General features: G+C 63.9%; 18 protein-coding genes. 4 read left to right on the forward strand and 14 right to left on the reverse strand.

What is annotated here, in order from left to right; genetic code table 11:
* Positions 1-15 precede the first annotated feature (15 nt).
* The 11 genes from alc to VSR72_RS36770 form a co-directional block, all read right to left on the reverse strand.
* Entirely contained in the window at positions 16-1,026 is a 1,011-nt protein-coding gene (gene alc, locus VSR72_RS36720) for an allantoicase (protein WP_342957127.1), read from the reverse strand.
* Between the two features lie 81 nt (positions 1,027-1,107).
* A complete protein-coding gene (uraD, locus tag VSR72_RS36725; RefSeq protein WP_342957128.1) occupies positions 1,108-1,629 on the reverse strand; it encodes a 2-oxo-4-hydroxy-4-carboxy-5-ureidoimidazoline decarboxylase in 522 nt (173 codons plus the stop codon).
* Positions 1,626-2,585 (reverse strand): allantoinase PuuE, encoded by a 960-nt coding sequence (gene puuE / locus VSR72_RS36730; RefSeq protein WP_342957129.1) that lies wholly within the window; start codon positions 2,583-2,585, stop codon positions 1,626-1,628. The genes uraD and puuE overlap by 4 nt, the downstream gene beginning before the upstream one ends.
* 257 nt (positions 2,586-2,842) lie before the next feature.
* Positions 2,843-3,631 carry an aspartate/glutamate racemase family protein gene (locus VSR72_RS36735; RefSeq protein WP_342957130.1) on the reverse strand — a complete coding sequence of 263 codons (789 nt, stop codon included), beginning with the start codon at positions 3,629-3,631 and terminating at the stop codon, positions 2,843-2,845.
* Positions 3,632-3,668: 37 nt separating this feature from the next.
* Positions 3,669-5,183, reverse strand: coding sequence for an NCS1 family nucleobase:cation symporter-1 (locus VSR72_RS36740; protein WP_342957131.1), 1,515 nt, complete (start codon positions 5,181-5,183; stop codon positions 3,669-3,671).
* A 299-nt stretch (positions 5,184-5,482) separates the two neighbouring features.
* Complete coding sequence (locus tag VSR72_RS36745) at positions 5,483-6,205, reverse strand: GntR family transcriptional regulator (RefSeq protein ID WP_342957132.1); 723 nt, start codon at positions 6,203-6,205, stop codon at positions 5,483-5,485.
* Between the two features lie 309 nt (positions 6,206-6,514).
* Entirely contained in the window at positions 6,515-7,441 is a 927-nt protein-coding gene (ldcA, locus tag VSR72_RS36750) for a muramoyltetrapeptide carboxypeptidase (RefSeq protein ID WP_342957133.1), read from the reverse strand.
* A 25-nt stretch (positions 7,442-7,466) separates the two neighbouring features.
* Positions 7,467-8,072: a tRNA adenosine(34) deaminase TadA gene (tadA, locus tag VSR72_RS36755; protein ID WP_342957170.1), complete on the reverse strand. Its 606-nt coding sequence runs from the start codon at positions 8,070-8,072 to the stop codon at positions 7,467-7,469.
* A gap of 80 nt (positions 8,073-8,152) precedes the next feature.
* Positions 8,153-8,563 carry a DnaJ family domain-containing protein gene (locus tag VSR72_RS36760; protein WP_342957134.1) on the reverse strand — a complete coding sequence of 137 codons (411 nt, stop codon included), beginning with the start codon at positions 8,561-8,563 and terminating at the stop codon, positions 8,153-8,155.
* Positions 8,564-9,071: 508 nt separating this feature from the next.
* The gene (locus VSR72_RS36765; RefSeq protein WP_342957135.1) at positions 9,072-10,268 is read right to left on the reverse strand and encodes an amino acid aminotransferase; all 1,197 of its coding nucleotides are present in this window, start codon (positions 10,266-10,268) and stop codon (positions 9,072-9,074) included.
* A gap of 43 nt (positions 10,269-10,311) precedes the next feature.
* On the reverse strand, positions 10,312-11,706 hold the full coding sequence (locus VSR72_RS36770; protein WP_342957136.1) for an amino acid permease: 1,395 nt from the start codon (positions 11,704-11,706) through the stop codon (positions 10,312-10,314).
* A 254-nt stretch (positions 11,707-11,960) separates the two neighbouring features.
* On the opposite strand from VSR72_RS36770, the gene VSR72_RS36775 reads away from it, so the two are divergent.
* The 4 genes from VSR72_RS36775 (at position 11,961) to VSR72_RS36790 (ending at position 15,621) form a co-directional block, all read left to right on the forward strand.
* Positions 11,961-12,434, forward strand: a complete 474-nt coding sequence (locus tag VSR72_RS36775; protein WP_133186690.1) for an Lrp/AsnC family transcriptional regulator — start codon at positions 11,961-11,963, stop codon at positions 12,432-12,434.
* Between the two features lie 216 nt (positions 12,435-12,650).
* On the forward strand, positions 12,651-13,391 hold the full coding sequence (locus tag VSR72_RS36780) for an ATP-binding cassette domain-containing protein (RefSeq protein WP_321961588.1): 741 nt from the start codon (positions 12,651-12,653) through the stop codon (positions 13,389-13,391).
* Positions 13,392-13,447: 56 nt separating this feature from the next.
* Positions 13,448-14,443, forward strand: a complete 996-nt coding sequence (locus VSR72_RS36785; protein ID WP_342957137.1) for an ABC transporter permease — start codon at positions 13,448-13,450, stop codon at positions 14,441-14,443.
* Between the two features lie 185 nt (positions 14,444-14,628).
* Positions 14,629-15,621: a sugar-binding protein gene (locus VSR72_RS36790; RefSeq protein ID WP_165979471.1), complete on the forward strand. Its 993-nt coding sequence runs from the start codon at positions 14,629-14,631 to the stop codon at positions 15,619-15,621.
* Positions 15,622-15,702: 81 nt separating this feature from the next.
* On the opposite strand, the gene VSR72_RS36795 is transcribed toward VSR72_RS36790, so the two are convergent.
* The 3 genes from VSR72_RS36795 to guaA all read right to left on the reverse strand — a co-directional run bounded on the left by VSR72_RS36795 (position 15,703) and on the right by guaA (position 18,000).
* A complete protein-coding gene (locus VSR72_RS36795) occupies positions 15,703-16,068 on the reverse strand; it encodes a type II toxin-antitoxin system VapC family toxin (RefSeq protein ID WP_342957138.1) in 366 nt (121 codons plus the stop codon).
* On the reverse strand, positions 16,062-16,283 hold the full coding sequence (locus VSR72_RS36800) for a ribbon-helix-helix protein, CopG family (RefSeq protein ID WP_342957139.1): 222 nt from the start codon (positions 16,281-16,283) through the stop codon (positions 16,062-16,064). The genes VSR72_RS36795 and VSR72_RS36800 overlap by 7 nt, the downstream gene beginning before the upstream one ends.
* Before the next feature lie 133 nt (positions 16,284-16,416).
* A complete protein-coding gene (gene guaA, locus VSR72_RS36805) occupies positions 16,417-18,000 on the reverse strand; it encodes a glutamine-hydrolyzing GMP synthase (RefSeq protein WP_342957140.1) in 1,584 nt (527 codons plus the stop codon).
* Positions 18,001-18,212 lie beyond the last annotated feature (212 nt).

Genomic DNA, 18,212 nt, shown 5'->3' on the forward strand with positions numbered 1-18,212 from the left:
GGCCTCGTCAGCGTATCAAGCGAGCGTGCCCCAGAGGCGCACGCGTGAAACGCCGCCGTCCGGGATGATATTGAAGCGCACGTGCGTAACCGGGCCCAGCGCCGCGAGTTCGCTTTCGTAGTAGTGCTGCTTGTCCATCTGCAGCTTCTGCTCGCCGAGCAGCACCGGCCAGAACATCGCCTGGGTCACAAGCGAGCTGTCCGTGCCGCCGACCACGCGCGCGGCCTGGAACGAGCAGCGGTCCGGGTAGTTGCCCTTGAAGTGCGCCGTATCGACTTCGATCTTCTTGATGATGCCCGGCTGCGCGAGCGCGATGATCGCCCAGTCGTTGCCAGGTTCGCGGCGGCGGCGCGTTTCCCAGCCGTCGCCCATGTTCACGCCGCGGCCCGGCATGAGCAGCGTGGAGGCCATGCCGAAGTGCTGGTTGTTCGCGCCAACGAGATACGCGCCGTTTTCCATCGCGGCGAGGTCGAACAGTTCGGTGCGGCTCGCACCCGCCCAGTCCACCTGCGGCTGGCCGTACACGCGCAGACGCGCGATGCCGCCATCGGGATAGATGTTCACGCGCAGGTGCGTGTAGGGCTTGTCGCTCGAGACTTCCACGTAGTGGTGGCTATTGCCGTTCAACGAGGTCGAGGGGACGATTTCCGTCCATTGCGTCGCGGCGGTGGGGGCACCTTCGGCCACGTATGCGGCCTCCACCGATGCCGCCGGCGGATAGTTGCCCGTGAAATGGCTCGTGTCGATATCGAGGCCCTTGATGACGCCGGGGCGTGCGAGCTTCACGACGCACCAGTCATAGCCGGTCGTGCGCTTGCGGCGCGTTTCCCAGCCGTCCATCCACTTGCCGTGTTCGTCGTACTTGCCCGGAATGAAGACGGCCGGCTCCGGATTGAGCATGCGATCCTTCGGCGCGAAGAAGTCGTCGCTCGCCTCGAGCGCCTGTGCGCCCAGCCGCGGGTCCGCGAGATTCACATAGCGGCGCGTGAAATCAGGGGCGTTGGGGTCGAGAGTCGGGAGTGCCATCGTTGTCTTCCTTCGTGTCTTTTCTGTAGATCAAAACGGCGCTGCGCCCGCTCGCGAACAGCCGAGGGGCGCATCGCCACGTTACGCGTCGATCAGCTCATCCAGCCTGAAGCGCGCAATGCGGTAAATCTGGTCGAGGCTCGCGCGCATTTCGTCGGCGCGGCTGTTGTTCACGCGCGTCTCGAAGTTCGCGATGATGCCGTGGCGGTCATAGCCGCGCACCGCGAGAATGAATGGGAATCCGAACTTCTCGCGATACGCGCCGTTGAGCGCGAGCAGCTTGTCGAACTCTTCCTGCGTGCACTGGTTCAGGCCCGCGCCGCTTTGCTCGCGCGTGGATTCGGCGGTCAGTTCGCCGCGCACCGCAGCCTTGCCTGCAAGCTCCGGGTGGGCGTTGATGAGCGCAAGCTGTTTCGCTTCGCCCGAGTTTTCCACGGCCTGCGACATGGTGCGATGCAGCGCGTCGATGCTCGCAAACGGGCGTTGCTGCGCGGCCGCTTCGGCCACCCAGGGCGAGTGCTCGAAGATGCCCGAGAGCGCCGCCACGAAGGCGTCGGCCGAGGCTTGATTCAGCTGTTCGAGGGTGTAGTGCATTGCCTTCATGCGGCGGCCCCGCGGTGGTCGTTCTGTTGCGGTTGATAGGGATGATGCTCGCGCCAGTGGCGCGCGATGTCCACGCGGCGCGTGACCCACACGCGCTCGTGCTTTTCGATGTGATCGAGAAAGCGCTGCAGCGCGCGAAAACGCCCAGGGCGCCCGAGCAGGCGGCAGTGCATGCCGATCGAGAGCATCTTCGGCGCTTCGTCGCCTTCTTCGTAGAGCACGTCGAATGCGTCGCGCAAGTACGTGAAGAAGTGGTCCGCGGTGTTGAAGCCCTGGGGCGACGCGAAGCGCATGTCGTTCGTGTCGAGCGTGTAAGGCAAGATCAGTTGCGGCGTCGTCTTGCCGCCGGTGACTTCAACGTCCATCCAGAACGGCAGGTCGTCGCCGTAGTAATCGGAGTCGTACAGGAAGCCGCCATACTCGGCCACCAGACGATGCGTGTTCGGGCTGTCGCGGCCCGTGTACCAGCCTAGCGGGCGCACGCCCGTCACGCGCTCGATCGCTTCCATGCCGAGCTTCATGTGCTCAGCCTCTTTGGCGGGCGAGACGTCCTGGTAGTGAATCCAGCGATAGCCGTGGCACGCGATCTCGTGGCCCAGCTCGACGAACGCGCGCGCGACTTCAGGATGACGCTCGATCGCCATCCCCACACCGAACACGGTAAGCGGCAGGCCGCGTTTCTCGAACTCGCGCAGGATGCGCCAGACGCCCGCGCGCGAGCCATATTCGTAGATCGACTCCATGCTCATATGGCGCGCGGGATACGCTGCTGCACCCACGATTTCGGAAAGGAACTGCTCGGAGCCGGGGTCGCCGTGCAACACGCAGTTTTCGCCGCCCTCTTCGTAGTTGAGCACGAACTGCACCGCGACGCGCGCCTGGCCGGGCCAGTTGGCCTGCACCGGATACCGGCCATAACCGATCAGATCGCGGGGATATTGGGGATCGAGTGGCATGCTGGTCGAATCAATCGAATAAAGAGGAACTAACGAGGTATCCGCGTAACGACGAGACGCCGCGAAGCGGCCGCCGGCGCTGCTTTGCAAGGCCAGGCGGACGGTCCGCGCAACCTGCTTACAGGACCGGTTCAGTGTAGCGAAATCACCCGTACGCGCCCATACGCACGCTCAGATAGTACGGGTCAAGGCAGGTGTATGTGGCCGCCCGATCTGGCGTCTCCGGGCGGCCCGCCTTACCTGAAAACGTTGCGCGTTTACCCGTAGCGAAGCGGCCGCACCGGCGGCGGCGTTTCCGTGACGGGTGCAGGATTGCCCGGACTAAAACGTGCGAAATCGCCGTCGTAACGCTTGGCAAGCGGCCGCGCAAAGTCGCCGCGCTTGGCGGTCGTGAGGCGCAGCGAGACAAGCGCCTCCACCCACTTCACGGCGGCCGTCACGCCGTCGACCACGGGCACGCCCAGCGCATCCTCCACCTGCGCGCACAAGCTCGTCATGCCCGCGCAGCCGAGCACGATCGCATCGGCGCCATCTTCTTCGAGCGCGCGCCGGCACTCCTCGACGATGGCGCGACGCGCGGCCGATCCCGGCTCGTCGAGTTCGAGCACCGCCACGTCGATTGCGCGCACGTTGCGGCAAAAACGTGTCATGCCGTAACGTTCGGCGAGATGCCAGGCCATTGCGCGTGTTCGCGAAAGTGTTGTCACGACCGAGAAGCCTGGCGCAAGCACGCTCGCCGCGTGCATCGCGGCTTCCGCGATGCCCACGACGGGCCCATGCGCCAACTCGCGCGCCGCATAAAGGCCCGGGTCGCCAAAGCACGCGATCACGTAGCCGTCAAAGCCTTCGCGCTCGCCCGCCTCGACTTCGGCGAGCAGGCCAGGTGTCGCGAGCGCCTCGTCGTAGTAGCCCTCAATCGACGGCGGACCCATCGTCGGGCTCACCGCCACGACCTCCGTGCCCGGCGCGATCACGGCGCGCGCGCACGCTTCCATCGCGGCGGTCATGCGCTGCGTGGTGTTCGGATTGATCAATTTGATGCGCATTTCGATTCCTTCGTCGATGCCTGGTTTTGCCTGCCGCTCATGCGTTTGCGCGAGCGCGTTCGCCCATCGTGAGCGCGCGATAGAACAACGCGCTGAGCGCGGCGCCAATGAACCACGAGAAGTTCGCCGCGCCGCCGAGCCAAGGCACCATCACGCAAAGAATCGCGATCACCGCTGCCGGCAGCAAGGCCGCCACCGCGCGCCAGTTCACGCCATTGCTGTACCAGTACGCACCTTTCGGCGACACCGTGTAGAGATCATCTACGGCAAGACGCCCGCGCTTCACGAGATAGAAGTCGACAATCAGGACACCATACAAAGGCCCGATGAAGGCGCCGAGCACATCGAGCGTGTAGTGAATCACGGCCGGGTTGTTGAAGAGATTCCACGGCGTGATGAAGATCGAGGCCACGGCGGCGAGCATGCCACCCGCACGCCAGCTGATGAGGCGCGGCGCGACGTTGGAAAAATCGAACGCAGGCGAAACGAAGTTCGCGACGATGTTGATGCCGATGGTGGCGATCGTGAACGTGAGTGCGCCGAGAATCACAGCGGTGGGATGATCGATGCGGCTGACCGTTTCGACGGGGTCGGTAATCAGTTCTCCGAACACAGGCAGCGTAGCCGACGTGGTGATGACCGTGACGAGCGAGAACGCGAGGAAGTTGACCGGCAGGCCCCAGAAGTTGCCCTTGTGAACGCTCTTGAGCGACTTGCCATAGCGCGAGAAGTCGCCGAAATTGAGCATCGGCCCCGAGAAATACGACACCACGAGCGAGATCGCCGTGATCATCACGGGAACCACTTCGGCACCGTGATACTTCACGGCGCCGAGGTTCAGGCCGATGTTGTGCCAGCCCGCGCGATAGACCATGTAGCCCGCAAGCGCGAACATCACGACATAAACGGCGGGCCCCGCGAAGTCGATGAACTTCTTGATGGTCTCCATGCCGTTCCAGAACACGAACGCCTGAAGCACCCAGAGCGTCATGAAGCCCGCCCAACCGACGGCAGAAAGCCCTAGCAGGCCGTGCTTGTGCACGTCGGCATAAGGCAAGAGTTGCGGCACGAACTTGAGCACGACGATCACGAGCGCGCTCGAAGCAAGAAAGGTTTGGATGCCGTACCACGCCACGGCGATGAGGCCGCGAATCACGGCGGGGATGTTGGCGCCGAGCACGCCGAAGGTGCCGCGACACGCCACCGGGTACGGCACGCCGTGACGCTGGCTGGGCCGCGCGATCAGGTTGCAAAGCACGTTGACGATGGAGATGCCGACGATCAGCGCTACGAGCACTTGCCAGCTCGTGAGGCCGAGCGCGAAGAGGCTCCCCGCGAACACATAGCCGCCGACGCTGTGCACGTCGGACATCCAGAACGCGAAGATGTTGTACGCGCCCCAGGTCTGCTCCTTGAGCGGCGCGAGGTCGTGATTGTAGAGCCGCTCGCTGTAGCCGGCCGGCATGCGCAGGTTTTCTGCGGACTCGCTGCTTTCTCCAGATTCGAAGTTGGGCACTGCCGGACTGCCTGGTGACGCGCTGAACTGAGCCATGATCCGCTCCTTGGATGGATTTGCCGACGGAAAAAAGACGCCTGAACGCCTCGAAACGCGTGCGTACCGCCGCTGAACGCGGCCGCCGCGATATCCCCGAATGGTCTGGCCTTCGCGGGCACTGCGCCGGTCGCCGCTTGCGGGCGCCCTGCAACGCTGTACCTGTTCGAGCCGCACGCATGCGCTGCATGCGCCCCACTCCATCCTTTTCAGCCGCGGCGGCCACCGTTCGCCGTTGGCCGCCGCGCTTTACTGCAATCCTTTACAGCTATCCGTTTCAGTGCCGCCTCGCAAGCGCGTCAGCGTGCAAGCGAAGTCGCCTCACGGGCGCTGAACACTTCCTGCAGGTCGACCGAAGCGCCCGCCGGGCGATCGAGCATCCTGAGCTCGACACCTTGCAAATGGCGCACCATGAGGTCGACTGCCTCTTTCTCGTCTCCGGCCTCGAGCGCCGCGAGAATCGCCTCGTGGTCGTCGAACGAACACGGGCTGCGTCCCGGCGATTCGTAGAGCGCCGAAATGAGCGTCGAGCGCGCTACGAGCCCGTTGAGGCAATCGCACAGCACCGTGTTGCCGGTGAGCGTGGCGAGCGACGTATGAAACTCGCCTGAAAGCCGGATCCACGTCGGGAAGTCACGCCCTTCAAACGCCTTGCGCTCGCGCCGGATCGTTTCGCCGATCGTTTTCAGCCGGCGGTTGCCGTGCTGCGCGCTGCAGATGCGCCCCACCACTGCCAACTCGATGATCCGCCGCATTTCAAATACCTCGTGCACTTCCTGAAGCGTCGGGCTTGCGACGAACGCGCCACGATTGGGCTCCAGATCCACGAGATGGTCCTTCGCGAGCAGCGCGAGCGCCTGGCGAATCGGGCCGCGCTTCACGCCGAATACTTCGCACAACTGTGCTTCAGTCAACTTCGCGCCGGGCGGCAGCCGGTGCTCGAGAATCGCTGCGCGGATTCGCGCGGCGATTGCCTCGGGCTTCATGCCGGTTGCTTCGGCGTCGATATCGGTCTTTCGCATGGCTCGGGTCTCTATGTTGGGTATCCTAGGTTGGACATAAATATTGTCAACAATTTTGTGGGCGAACCTGGGGAAGATCCCCACCTGCGTGTACGCTGGCACGCGCCTCCCATCGCTGAAAGTCGCTTTATTTCGGGGAATTCAGCACCTGCATGGTGATTCCTCGCCCCAATCCGGCCACATTTTTTGTCAACAATTTAGAGCGATAACGCTGGGATGAACATGGGCCGGGATCGGGCGGAATAGGCTGTTAGTTGCATAAGATTCCATGAAAAAAGCGCCCGAAAGCGCTCCTGTACGGGTGCGAAATCAACTCAGATGCGGGTAGCCGCTCACGGTTAGCTCGAAGCCGTGTGAGGTGGCGCTCAGTTGCGCCGGCGCGCCCATCGGCAGCGTCACCATATCCGGAATATGGCCGAACGGCAGGCCTGTCACCACCGGAATGCCCACCACGGAGCGCACCTGCTCCATCATTTCGCGCAGGTCGTAGCCGTTGTCGTAATCGAACTGCTTGTGGCCCGAAAAATCGCCCAGCACCAGTGCCTGCTGGCGAGCAAGAATGCCGGTCAGGTGCAACTGATAAATCATGCGCTCGATGCGGAACGGCTGTTCGTTCACGTCTTCGACGAACAGGATGCCGCCCTCGACCGGCGGCAGATAAGGCGTGCCGATCAACGATGTCAGCACGGCCAGATTCCCGCCCCAGAGCGTGCCTGAAACATTCGTCGATTGGGGCTGCGGCGCATTCACCTTGAGCGTGTAACTCGGCTTCGAGAGCGTGTCCCAGAAGTGATGCATGGTGAAGCTGCTGAGACTCTCCGCACCGAAGTCGCTGCAAAGCATCGGACCGCCGAACGTCGTGAGCCCGGCGCGCGCGAGCAGCGCGAGCTGGATGGCGGTGAAATCGCTATGTCCCACGAACGCAATCGGTTGGTCCTGCAAGCGCCGTTGCAGCCCGTCGTAGTCGAGACCGTGCAGGATGCGCACCGCGCCATAACCCCCGCGCACGGCGAGCACGATGTCCGGCAATTCGCGCGACGGGTCGGCAAGGCGGTTCAGTTCGGCCGCGCGCTGGCCATCTGTACCGGCAAAGCGCTGATAGCGCCGCTCGGTCGCCTGCACGCCGTTGACGTGATGGCCTTGCGCCCGCAACCGCGCAAGCGCACGGTGCACCGCTTCCGAGTCGTGCGGATAACCGGACGGTGCGATCAGTTCGAAGGTGCGATGAATGGTCATGTCGAATTCGATTCAACCGTGAGATTCAAGCCGCGGGTTCGTCCGGACCGGCTACGCCGGTTCCGGGCTGCGCTTCGTCGACCTGTGCCCGCGCCGCCCGGCGCGCTTCGCGGCTCGCACGGCGCCGGTCGGCGAAGAACGCGCGCAGCGCCTCGCCGCACTCGTGCGCCAGCACGCCTCCGGACACGCTCGTGTGATGATTCAGCTGTTCGTTGGCGAAGGCATCGACCACGCTGCCGCATGCCCCGGTCTTCGGGTCATGCGCGCCGAACACCACGCGTGCAATGCGCGCATGCATGATTGCGCCGGCGCACATGAGGCACGGTTCAAGGGTCACATAGAGTTCGCAGCCGGGCAAGCGGTAGTTACCCAGCGCGTGCGCGCCCGCGCGCAAGGCCGCCATTTCGGCGTGCGCGGAGGGATCGTGCGCGCCAATCGGGTGATTGAAGCCCGACGCGATCACTTCCTCACCGCGCACGAGCACCGCACCCACGGGCACTTCGCCTGCGGCGCGCGCCTCGTCGGCGGCGGCCTGCGCAAGGCGCATGAAACGCTGATCGCGTTCGGAGACGGGATTGGGTTGGAGGTCCGTCTGAGCGGCAGACGTCGTTGTCAGCGGATCGGCGGCGATCGATCCGGCAGGCAAGCTGGCAGCCGGCTGCGCCTCTTCGCGTTCGCCGCCCGGGGCGTGTGGCTGGACGGGAGAGCCCGTCACGCCGCCCCCGCCGCGAGCGCCGGCTGACCGGGCTCGCCGGCAGCACGTTCGGACAGACGCTCTGCAATGCGGCGGCGATATTCGTGCGGCACGACCATCGGCCCGCCGCGCAAGGATTCGAGCGCCATGTCGAGCGCCAGCATACGGGCGCGCAGACGGCATTGCGCGGCCTTGTCGCCAACGGTGGCGAGGTCGTCTTCGAGGTCGCGCAGGGCTCGCAGTTGTTCGACTGCGGGCGGCACGAACCCCGCATTCTTCAAGATGCGGTGAGCTATGCGCACTTCTTCGGGCACGAGCAAGTCGTCGTCGAGCGCCTGGGGCGCACCGGCACCGGGCAGGTCGTCGAGGTCGCCGCGCGCAGCCGCGGCGGCAATCCGTTGTTCGACGAGGGCATCAAGCAATTTCATCAGCAATCCACTACGTTGCGGCTCACGCATTCTATCAGGGTAAGACCTGGAAGACCGTGCGCGGCCGACATGTGTGCCATCTACTTCGTACAGCTTGACAGACCGACGGTTTGATGCGGGACGAATAGGCGTAGACGATGAAACCTGGAATTGTCTGATGCCATGTGGTGACGGCCAACGTGTATGGTTAGTCGGTTAGACCTGCCGATGCCCTCTTTCAGGGCGCCCTCCTTTTCGCGTGCCATGATGAAACATCTCGCCTGCCCGCATCGCCCCGCTACACGCCGACTTCGCCTCGCAGCCCTCTGCTTCCTGCTCGCCGCCAGCCTTTCCGGCTGCAGCGTGTTCTGCGGGGCAGCAGGCGGCAGCGGCGGCGGCACAGCCGGTGGATGCGGCACCGGCATGCGGTTCTGAAAGCCAGATGCAAAAACGCCGCTGGAGCGTCCGGCTCATACCGGCACACCAGCGGCGCTAGAAGGATTTCGGGGCACTCGACCCCGCCCTTCCCTCAGTCCTTCATGACCTTGCCGACCGCGTCGACCACAACGCTCACGTTCTCCTCGTTCAGGCCTGCCACACACATGCGGCCCGAGCGCAGGATATACACGCCGAACTCCTCCTTCAGGCGCCCGACCTGCTTCTCGCTCAAGCCCGTGTACGTGAACATGCCGCGTTGCTTCACATAACGCGCGAGCGCGGATTCGCTCGCATGCGCGCGCAGGCCATCGTGAATCGCCACGCGCATGCGCGCAATGCGCTCGCACATCGCCGCCAGCTCCTGCTCCCACGACGCCTTCAGTTCCGGCGTGCCCAAAACGCGCGTGACGATCTTCGCGCCATGCGTCGGCGGATTGCTGTAGTTCGCCCGCACCGAGCCCGTGAGCTGGCCGAGCACGCGGTCGGCGGCCGCCGCGTCCTCGCAGATCACGTGGAGGCCGCCGCAGCGCTCGCCGTAGAGCGAGAAGTTCTTCGAGAACGAATTCGCCACGAGCGCCGGCACGCCGCGGCGCGAAAGTTCACGCACCGCGAACGCGTCGTCTTCGAGGCCCGCACCGAAACCTTGATACGCCATATCGACGAACGGCAGCAGGTCGCGCTTTTGCAGCACGTCGATGATTTGCTCCCACTGCGCGCGATCCAGATCGACGCCCGTCGGGTTATGGCAGCACGCGTGCAGCAGCACCACGCTCTTCGCCGGCAGCGCGTCGATGGCCGAGAGCATCGCCTCGAACTTCAGGCCGCCCGTCACCTCATCGTAGTATGGGTACGTGTTCACCGTGAAGCCCGCGCGCTCGAAGATAAAGCGGTGGTTCTCCCACGTCGGATCGCTCACCCACACCTGGCTGGTCGCAAAGTAGCGCTTGATGAAGTCGGCGCCGACCTTGAGCGCGCCCGAGCCGCCCAGCGTCTGCACGGTCGCAATGCGGCCGGCCGCGCGCGACGGGCAGTCAGCGCCGAACACGAGCGCCTGCACGGCGTCGCGATACTGCGCGAAACCCGCCATCGGCAGATACGGCTTCGGACCCGGTTCTTCGAGAATCGCCGCCTCGGCTTTGTGAACGGCCTTCATGACGGGCAGACGGCCATCGTCGTCGAAGTAGATGCCAATGCTCAGATTGACCTTGTTCTGCCGCGGGTCCTTCTGGAAGTTCTCGTTGAGCGAGAGGATCGGGTCGCCGGGGTAGGCATCGATGTGTTCGAACATGCTGTTTAACTCTCTGGACGAAATTCGGGACGAATATCAGCGCTTACGGAGCCGGCACGCCGCGTTGCAGCGCCGGCGCCGACTTGCGGCACCACAGGCGGTAGGCGAGCCCAAGCACGCCCAGCCAGACCGGAATCAGGTACACGGAAATCCGCAGATCCGGAATCAGATACATTACAACGAGAATGCCGCCGAGGAACGCGAGACACACATAGTTCGTGAGCGGATAGCCGAGGCTGCGGAACGTGGTCGTCTGACCGGCGCGGGCCTTCTCGCGGCGGAACTTCAGGTGAATCAGGCTGATCATCGCCCAGTTGATGATGAGCGCGGACACGACGAGCCCCATCAGCAACTCGAACGCCTTGCCCGGCATGAAGTAGTTGACGATCACGCAAGCGGCCGTGACGAACGCCGACACGCCGAGCGCCGCTAGCGGAATGCCGCGCCGGCTAACCTTGAGCAGCGCCTTAGGCGCATTGCCCTGCTGCGCAAGGCCGTAGAGCATGCGGCTATTGCAGTACACGCCGCTGTTGTAGACCGAGAGCGCGGCCGTCAGCACGACGAGATTGAGCACGTTGGCCACGAGGTCGCTGTTCATCGCGTGGAAGATCAGCACGAAGGGGCTGCCGCCAGCCACGACCTTCTGCCACGGGTAGAGCGAAAGCAGCACGCCGAGCGCGCCGATGTAGAAGATCAGGATGCGGTAGATCACCTGATTCGTCGCGCGCGGAATGCTATGCGAGGGATCGTCGGCTTCGGCTGCGGTGATGCCGACAAGCTCCAGACCGCCGAACGAGAACATCACGACCGCCATGGCCATGACGAGCCCCGAGACGCCGTGCGGGAAGAAGCCGCCGTTGCGCCAGAGGTTCGACACGCTCGCCTCCGGACCCGCCGAGCCCGAAAACAGCAGCCAGCCGCCAAAGGCAATCATGCCGACGATCGCCAGCACCTTGATGATCGCGAACCAGAACTCGAGCTCGCCGTACGACTTGACGCTCGTGAGGTTGATGCCGTTGATCACGACGAAGAACACGAGCGCCGAGACCCACGTGGGCAGTGTCGGCCACCAGTAGTGCATGTAGATGCCGACCGCCGAAAGCTCGGCCATGCTCACGAGCACGTAGAGCACCCAGTAGTTCCAGCCGGAGAGAAAGCCCGCGAACGGGCCGAAATACTTGTCGGCGAAATGGCTGAACGAACCGGCAACGGGCTCGTCCACGACCATTTCGCCCAGTTGCCGCATGATGAAGAACGCGATGATGCCGGCAATGCCGTAGCCGAGCAGCACCGAAGGGCCGGCGGTCTGAATCGTCTGTGCAATGCCGAGGAACAGGCCCGTGCCGATCGCCCCGCCCAGCGCGATGAGCTGGATGTGGCGATTCTTGAGCCCGCGTTTTAGCTGGCCGCGATTTTCACGCGTGTCGTTTGAAACCATGTCTCTTCCTGTCTCCGACTTATCTGCGCGGGGCCAAAGCATCCGGGTAGGACGCCGGCTCCGCTCCACGAAATAAAATTGCGCACGCAACGTTCTGCGCCGGTGCGCTGCCAGGCTTGACTGTATTGGCCGCCAGCCCGATCGGGTGCGCCCAGTGTATAGTTGGCGCGGAAAAATATGATTTCATCTCGTACGCAGGCAAACCCTGATTGATACAATTCCCTCTCGCCTCAAACCCATCTCACGCAAGATAAATGCAAAATCTCGCGCTCGACACGATCGACATGCGGCTGCTCGCCGCACTGCAGGAGCACGGCCGCGCCTCGAACCTCGAACTCGCGGCGGCGATCAAGCTCTCGCCCGCGCAGACGCTGCGCCGTCACCGGCGGCTCGAGGAGCTCGGTGTGATCCGGCGCTACGAGACGCGCCTCGACGCGCAGGCGCTCGGCTTCGGCGTGGTCGCCTTCATTCAGGTGACGATGGAACGCGGGCACATGCGCGAGCTCGTGAAGTTCAAGGAGCTCGTCGCGACGTTGCCGCAGGTGCAGGAGTGCTACTCCGTGACTGGCGATATCGACTACGTGCTGAAGGTGGTGGCGCGCGATCTCAAGGCGCTTTCCGAGTTCCTGCTCGATACGCTGATGCGCGCGCCCGGCGTGAACAGCGTGCAATCGATCGTCTGTCTCGATGAACTCAAGGGGACGAGTGCGATGCCGCTGGAAGCCTGAGGCCAGGTGCGCGCCAGGTCCGTCTGGCGGGGTTTTTCGGCGAAAACACAATTTTATCTCATCGGCGGTCCGCCGGCGGCGCTTCCGGACCGGCCGATGAAATAGTCTTGCTAAAAGCCCCATCGTGCTCTAAAAAACATGCTAGCTAGTTAGCATGTTTCCCGGCCGCTCTGGACACTGCAGCGGGCGGCTTCACAAGCGCGAGCGCGACAGTCCATGAGTCTTCTTGAGCTCCGAGGCGTTTCCAGGCACTTCGGCGCCATTCAAGCGCTGACCGACGTGACGTTGAGCCTGGAACCCGGCCAGGTGGTCGGCCTGATGGGCGACAACGGAGCCGGAAAATCGACGCTGGTGAAGGTGATCGCCGGCAACTTCCCGCCCTCTCACGGCGAAGTTCTCATCGACGGCAAGCCCGTTCATTTCAGCCGGCCTGTGGACGCCCGCGCGAAGGGCATCGAGGTCGTGTATCAGGACCTCGCGCTCTGCGACAACCTCACGGCGGCGGCCAACGTCTTTCTCGGCCGCGAGCCGCGCATCGGCATATGGCCCTTTCGCGTGCTCGATCACGCGGCCATGTACCGGCGCGCCGCCGAGCTTTTCAAGGAACTGAAGTCGGAGACGCGCCCGCGCGATCTCGTCCGGCAGATGTCGGGCGGTCAGCGGCAGGCGGTGGCGATCGCGCGCACGCGTCTGTCCGATGCGCGGCTCGTGCTCATGGACGAACCCACCGCCGCGATCAGCGTGCGCCAGGTGGCGCAGGTGCTCGACCTCATCAAACGCCTGTCCGAACACGGCATTGCCGTCATTCTCATCAGTCACCGCATGCCTGACGTTTTCGAAGTCGCTCACCGCGTGGTCGTCATGCGGCGCGGGCGCAAGGTCGCGGACAAACAGACCGCTGCGTCTTCGCCGGAGGAAGTTACCGGGTTGATCACCGGAGCCATCGCCGCCGCCTGAAGCTGTCCCGCCGAGGAGACCTGAAATTGAACGATGCGCCGCAAAGGCCAAACCCGATGCCGACATTGCTTGACGATCCCCAATCCGCGAAGACCCACACACGCTGGAGCGGACTGCTCGCGAGCCAGGTCTTCTGGGTGGTGCTTGCGACGCTCGTTGCCTGCGTCCTGCTTTCCTTCGTCACCTCGACATTCGCCACGCAGCAGAACCTCTTCAACGTCACGCGCAACTTCGCCTTCGTCGCCATCGTGGCGCTGGGCATGATGGCCATCATCGTCACGGGCGGCATCGACATTTCAGTTGGCTCGACGATTGGCCTGAGCGGCATCGTGCTCTCCGTCACCATGAACGCGGGCTACCCGATCTGGGCCGGCATCGGCCTTGGCCTGCTCACCGCGGGGGTCGTCGGGCTCGTGAACGGCCTGCTCATCGCGTATCTCAACATGCAGCCGTTCGTCGTGACGCTCGGCATGCTGAGCGTAGGCCGCAGCCTCGCGCTCGTGATCTCCGGTAGCCGGACCATCTTCGAATTCGGCCCCGACGGGCACAAGCTCCTCGTGCTCGGTGGCGGCAAGACGCTCGGCGTCGCCAACCCCGTGTGGTTCCTGATCGTCCTCGGCGTGCTGTTCTGGTTTGCGTTCGCGTTCACGCGATGGGGCCGCTATGTGTTCGCGGTCGGCGGCAATCGTCACGCGGCGAATCTCACGGGCGTGCCCGTGCGGCGCGTGATCTGCTCGGTCTATGTGCTGGGCGGACTGATGGCGGGCGTCGCGGCCATTCTCGAAGTGGGCTGGCTCGGCGCGGTGACCACAGGCCTTGGCACCGGCGACGAACTACGCGTGATCGCCGCCACGGTGATCGGCGGCACCAACCTCGCGGGCGGCGTGGGCAGCGCTTTCGGCACCATCGTGGGCGCGGCGCTCATTGAAGTAATCCGCAACAGCCTGATCCTGCTCGGCGTCGACTCGTTCTGGCAGGGAACGGTCGTGGGAGGCTTCATCATCATCGCCGTGCTGTTCAACCGGCTCGGCGGCGAACGGCAAGGAGACTGATCCGAATTCAGGGAGGCGCGGCCGGACTGTACGCGGAACCACCGGCCGCCAGCCATCACAAGAAACGCGACAAGTAACGCGAGGTTCCGCAGGAAGCCCAAGGCACGGGCGCGGGCTTTCCTTCCGATGACGAAGACTGTACGAGACACGTGCGCCGTACAACCGGCGCCGAACAGGAGGAAACCATGAAGAAGGCGTGGAAGTATCTCGCTGCGATCGGAGGGCTCGCCATGCTGGCCTCTTCCGCCTATGCAGCCGACAAGACCCTCGCGCTGGTCGTGAAGGGCCTCGACAATCCGTACTTCGACCTCATGCACCAAGGCTGCGACCGGGCCAACAAGGAGCTCAGCAAACAGGGCTACAACTGCTACTACACCGGGCCCGCGACAGCCGCAGACGAAAGCGCGGAAGTGCAGATCGTCGACGACCTGCTCACCAAGGGCGTCGCGGCGATCGCGATTTCACCGTCGAACGCACCGGCCATCGCCGAGGTGATCCGACGTCGCAACGCGAAGATCCCGATCATTACCGCGGACGCCGATCTGCTGCCGAAGGACCAGTCGCTGCGCAAGGCGTATGTCGGCACCGACAACTACGAGCTGGGCGTGAAGCTCGGCGAACAGTTGAAGACGCTCATGCCAAAGGGCGGCAACATCTGCCTCGTGATGGGCAACCCCGCCGCCGAGAACATCAACCAGCGCGCCCAGGGCACGCGCGACGTGCTCTCGGGCAAGAAAGGCATCAAGAAGCTCGCGGGCGAAAACAACTGGCATGAGATCAGCGCCTGCCCGCTCTACGTGAACGACGACGCCGCGAAAGCGAACCAGATGATGCAGGACACCCTCACCGCCAACGCCAGCACGCTTCAGGCGTTCGTGTTCGAGGGCGGCTGGCCGCTCTTCGCACCCGAAGCGTATTCGCAGGTGGTCGCGCCGATCATGGACAAGATCAACAGCGGCCAGTTCGTGATCGTTTCAGCCGATACGCTCGGGCCGGAACTGCAGGCCCTCAAGGATCACAAGGTCAATGCGCTGGTCGGGCAGCGGCCTGAGGAAATGGGCTATCAGGCGGCGATGGTGATGCGCGACCTAGCCGAAGGAAAGACGGTGAAGCCGATCGTTCACACGGGTCTCGACGTTTGCACCTGGAAGAACGCGGATACGTGCCTCAAGCACTGAGACCGTAATGGTGCGCAAGCCGAGGCGCGGATAGCCCGGCTTGCGTTGCGCGGATTCGCCTGGCCTTACGCAACCGCCAGGCTAGACCTTGTACGGCACGCGAATGCCCGGCTCGTCGGCGGGGAAGTCCTTCGTGTTGCGCGAGACCAGCAGCAGCGAGTGAACTTGCGCGGTTGCCCATACGATTGCATCGGGCAGGCGCACCTTCTTCGTCCTGCGGATCGTAACGGCGCGATCCGCTATGCGGTGGTCGAGTTCAAGCACGTCGAACGACGCCAGCCAGCCGCGAATCGCCGCCTCGTTGTCGGGCTGCGCGCCGACCATCACTTCCATCCACGTGATCGTGCTGATCGCGCGATATTCGTAGCGCGCCAGTTCTTTTTTCGCCTGAAGGATGCCGCTGAGGTAGTCGATCAGGATGTTGGTGTCGAAGAGCGCCCTTACCATTCCGAACGCAACTCCCGCTGATAGTCGACACCGTCGAGCTGCCTGTCCTTCCACGCCCCGAAGACGTCCTCCCCGGCCGCCGAGCGCTTGCGCTGCGCAATATAGGACTCGATCGCCTCGCGAATGATCGCCGCGCGCGAGCGATGTTCGGTCTGCACGAGCGCCGCCAGCTCTTCGACTTGCGCATCGGTCAGGTCAATCAAAATCCGGCTCATTCCATCCTCCATACACGATATACATATCGTATATCAAAACGCGGCGACAGGTACTCCACAAAAGAAAAAACCCGCGTCGGCTCAAAGTGCCGAACGCGGGTTTTTAGATGGCCAGCAGCCTAGCGGGAAGACGTCACTCCCACTCGATCGTCGCCGGCGGCTTGCCCGAGATGTCGTACACGACACGATTGATGCCGCGCACTTCATTGATGATGCGGTTCGACACGTGGCCCAGCAGCTCGTGCGGCAGATGCGCCCAGTGCGCCGTCATGAAGTCGAGCGTCTGCACCGCGCGCAGCGCGACGACGTACTCATAGGTGCGGCCATCGCCCATCACGCCCACGCTCTTCACGGGCAGGAACACGGCGAACGCCTGGCTCGTGAGCTCGTACCACGACTTGCCGGTTTCCTTGTCGATCGTGTTACGCAGCGTCTCGATGAAGATCGCGTCCGCGCGGCGCAGCAGGTCCGCAAAATCGCGCTTCACTTCGCCGAGAATGCGCACGCCGAGGCCGGGGCCCGGGAACGGATGGCGATACACCATTTCGTGCGGCAGACCGAGCTTCACGCCCAGCTCGCGCACTTCGTCCTTGAAGAGCTCGCGCAGCGGTTCGAGCAGCTTGAGGTTCAGCGTTTCCGGCAGGCCGCCCACGTTGTGGTGGCTCTTGATCGTATGCGCGGCCTTCTTGCCCTTGCCAGCCGACTCGATCACATCCGGGTAGATGGTGCCTTGAGCAAGCCACTTGGCGTCGGTGAGCTTGCCCGCTTCCGTCTGGAACACCTCGACGAACTCCGCGCCGATGATCTTGCGCTTCGCTTCCGGGTCGGTGACGCCCGCGAGCTTCGACATGAACGCTTCGCTCGCATCGACGTGAATCACCTTCACGCCAAGGTTGTCCGCGAACATCGACATCACCTGCTCGGCCTCGTTCAGGCGCAGCAGGCCGTGATCGACGAACACACAGGTCAGCTGGTCGCCAATCGCGCGATGCAGCAGCGCCGCCGCGACTGACGAATCCACGCCGCCGGAGAGGCCGAGAATGACGTGCTCGCTGCCCACCTGCTTGCGGATCGTCTCGACCGCTTCGTCGATGTAGTGGCCCATCTCCCAGTCGGCCTTGGCGCCGCAGATGCCGAGCACGAAACGCTCGAGCATCGCGCGGCCCTGGACCGTATGCGTGACTTCCGGGTGCCATTGCAGGCCGTAGAAGTGGCGCGCTTCGTCGGCCATTGCCGCGATCGGGCACGATTCCGTCGATGCCATCAGCTGGAAGCCGGCCGGCATTTCCGTGACCTTGTCGCCGTGGCTCATCCACACCTTGAGCATGCCGTGGCCTTCGCTCGTGCGGAAGTCTTCGATGCCTTCGAGGAAGCTCGTGTGGTTGCGCGCGCGCACTTCGGCGTAGCCGAATTCGCGCAGATGGCCGCCGTCGACCTTGCCGCCGAGCTGCTCAGCCATCGTCTGCATGCCGTAGCAAATGCCGAGCACCGGCACGCCCAGTTCGAACACGGCCTGCGGCGCGCGCGGCGTGTCGGTGTCGGTGACCGAGTTCGGGCCGCCCGAGAGGATGATGCCCTTCGGCGCGAATTCGCGCACAAAGGCATCGTCGACATCGTACGGATGGATTTCCGAATAGACGTGGGCTTCGCGCACGCGGCGTGCGATGAGCTGGGTGACTTGCGAGCCGAAGTCGAGGATCAGGATTTTGTCGTGCATGGCTGCGGACGAGACCTAAAAAAGAACGGATACAGAAAGCCGCGCGACAGTTCAAACGCGCGCGGCGTGAATTCATCAGGACCGGAGCGCCGCGCTACGGCGGCACCGGGTAGCGCAATTCCGGGTGCGCGGTGCGCGCAACTTCGGACGCATATTCAGGCGCTGCTTTGGACGCATTGAGTCTGGTGTTTCGGAGGCCGGGCTTGCGCGCG

Source organism: Paraburkholderia sp. JHI869, assembly GCF_038900775.1.
GTDB lineage: Bacteria > Pseudomonadota > Gammaproteobacteria > Burkholderiales > Burkholderiaceae > Paraburkholderia.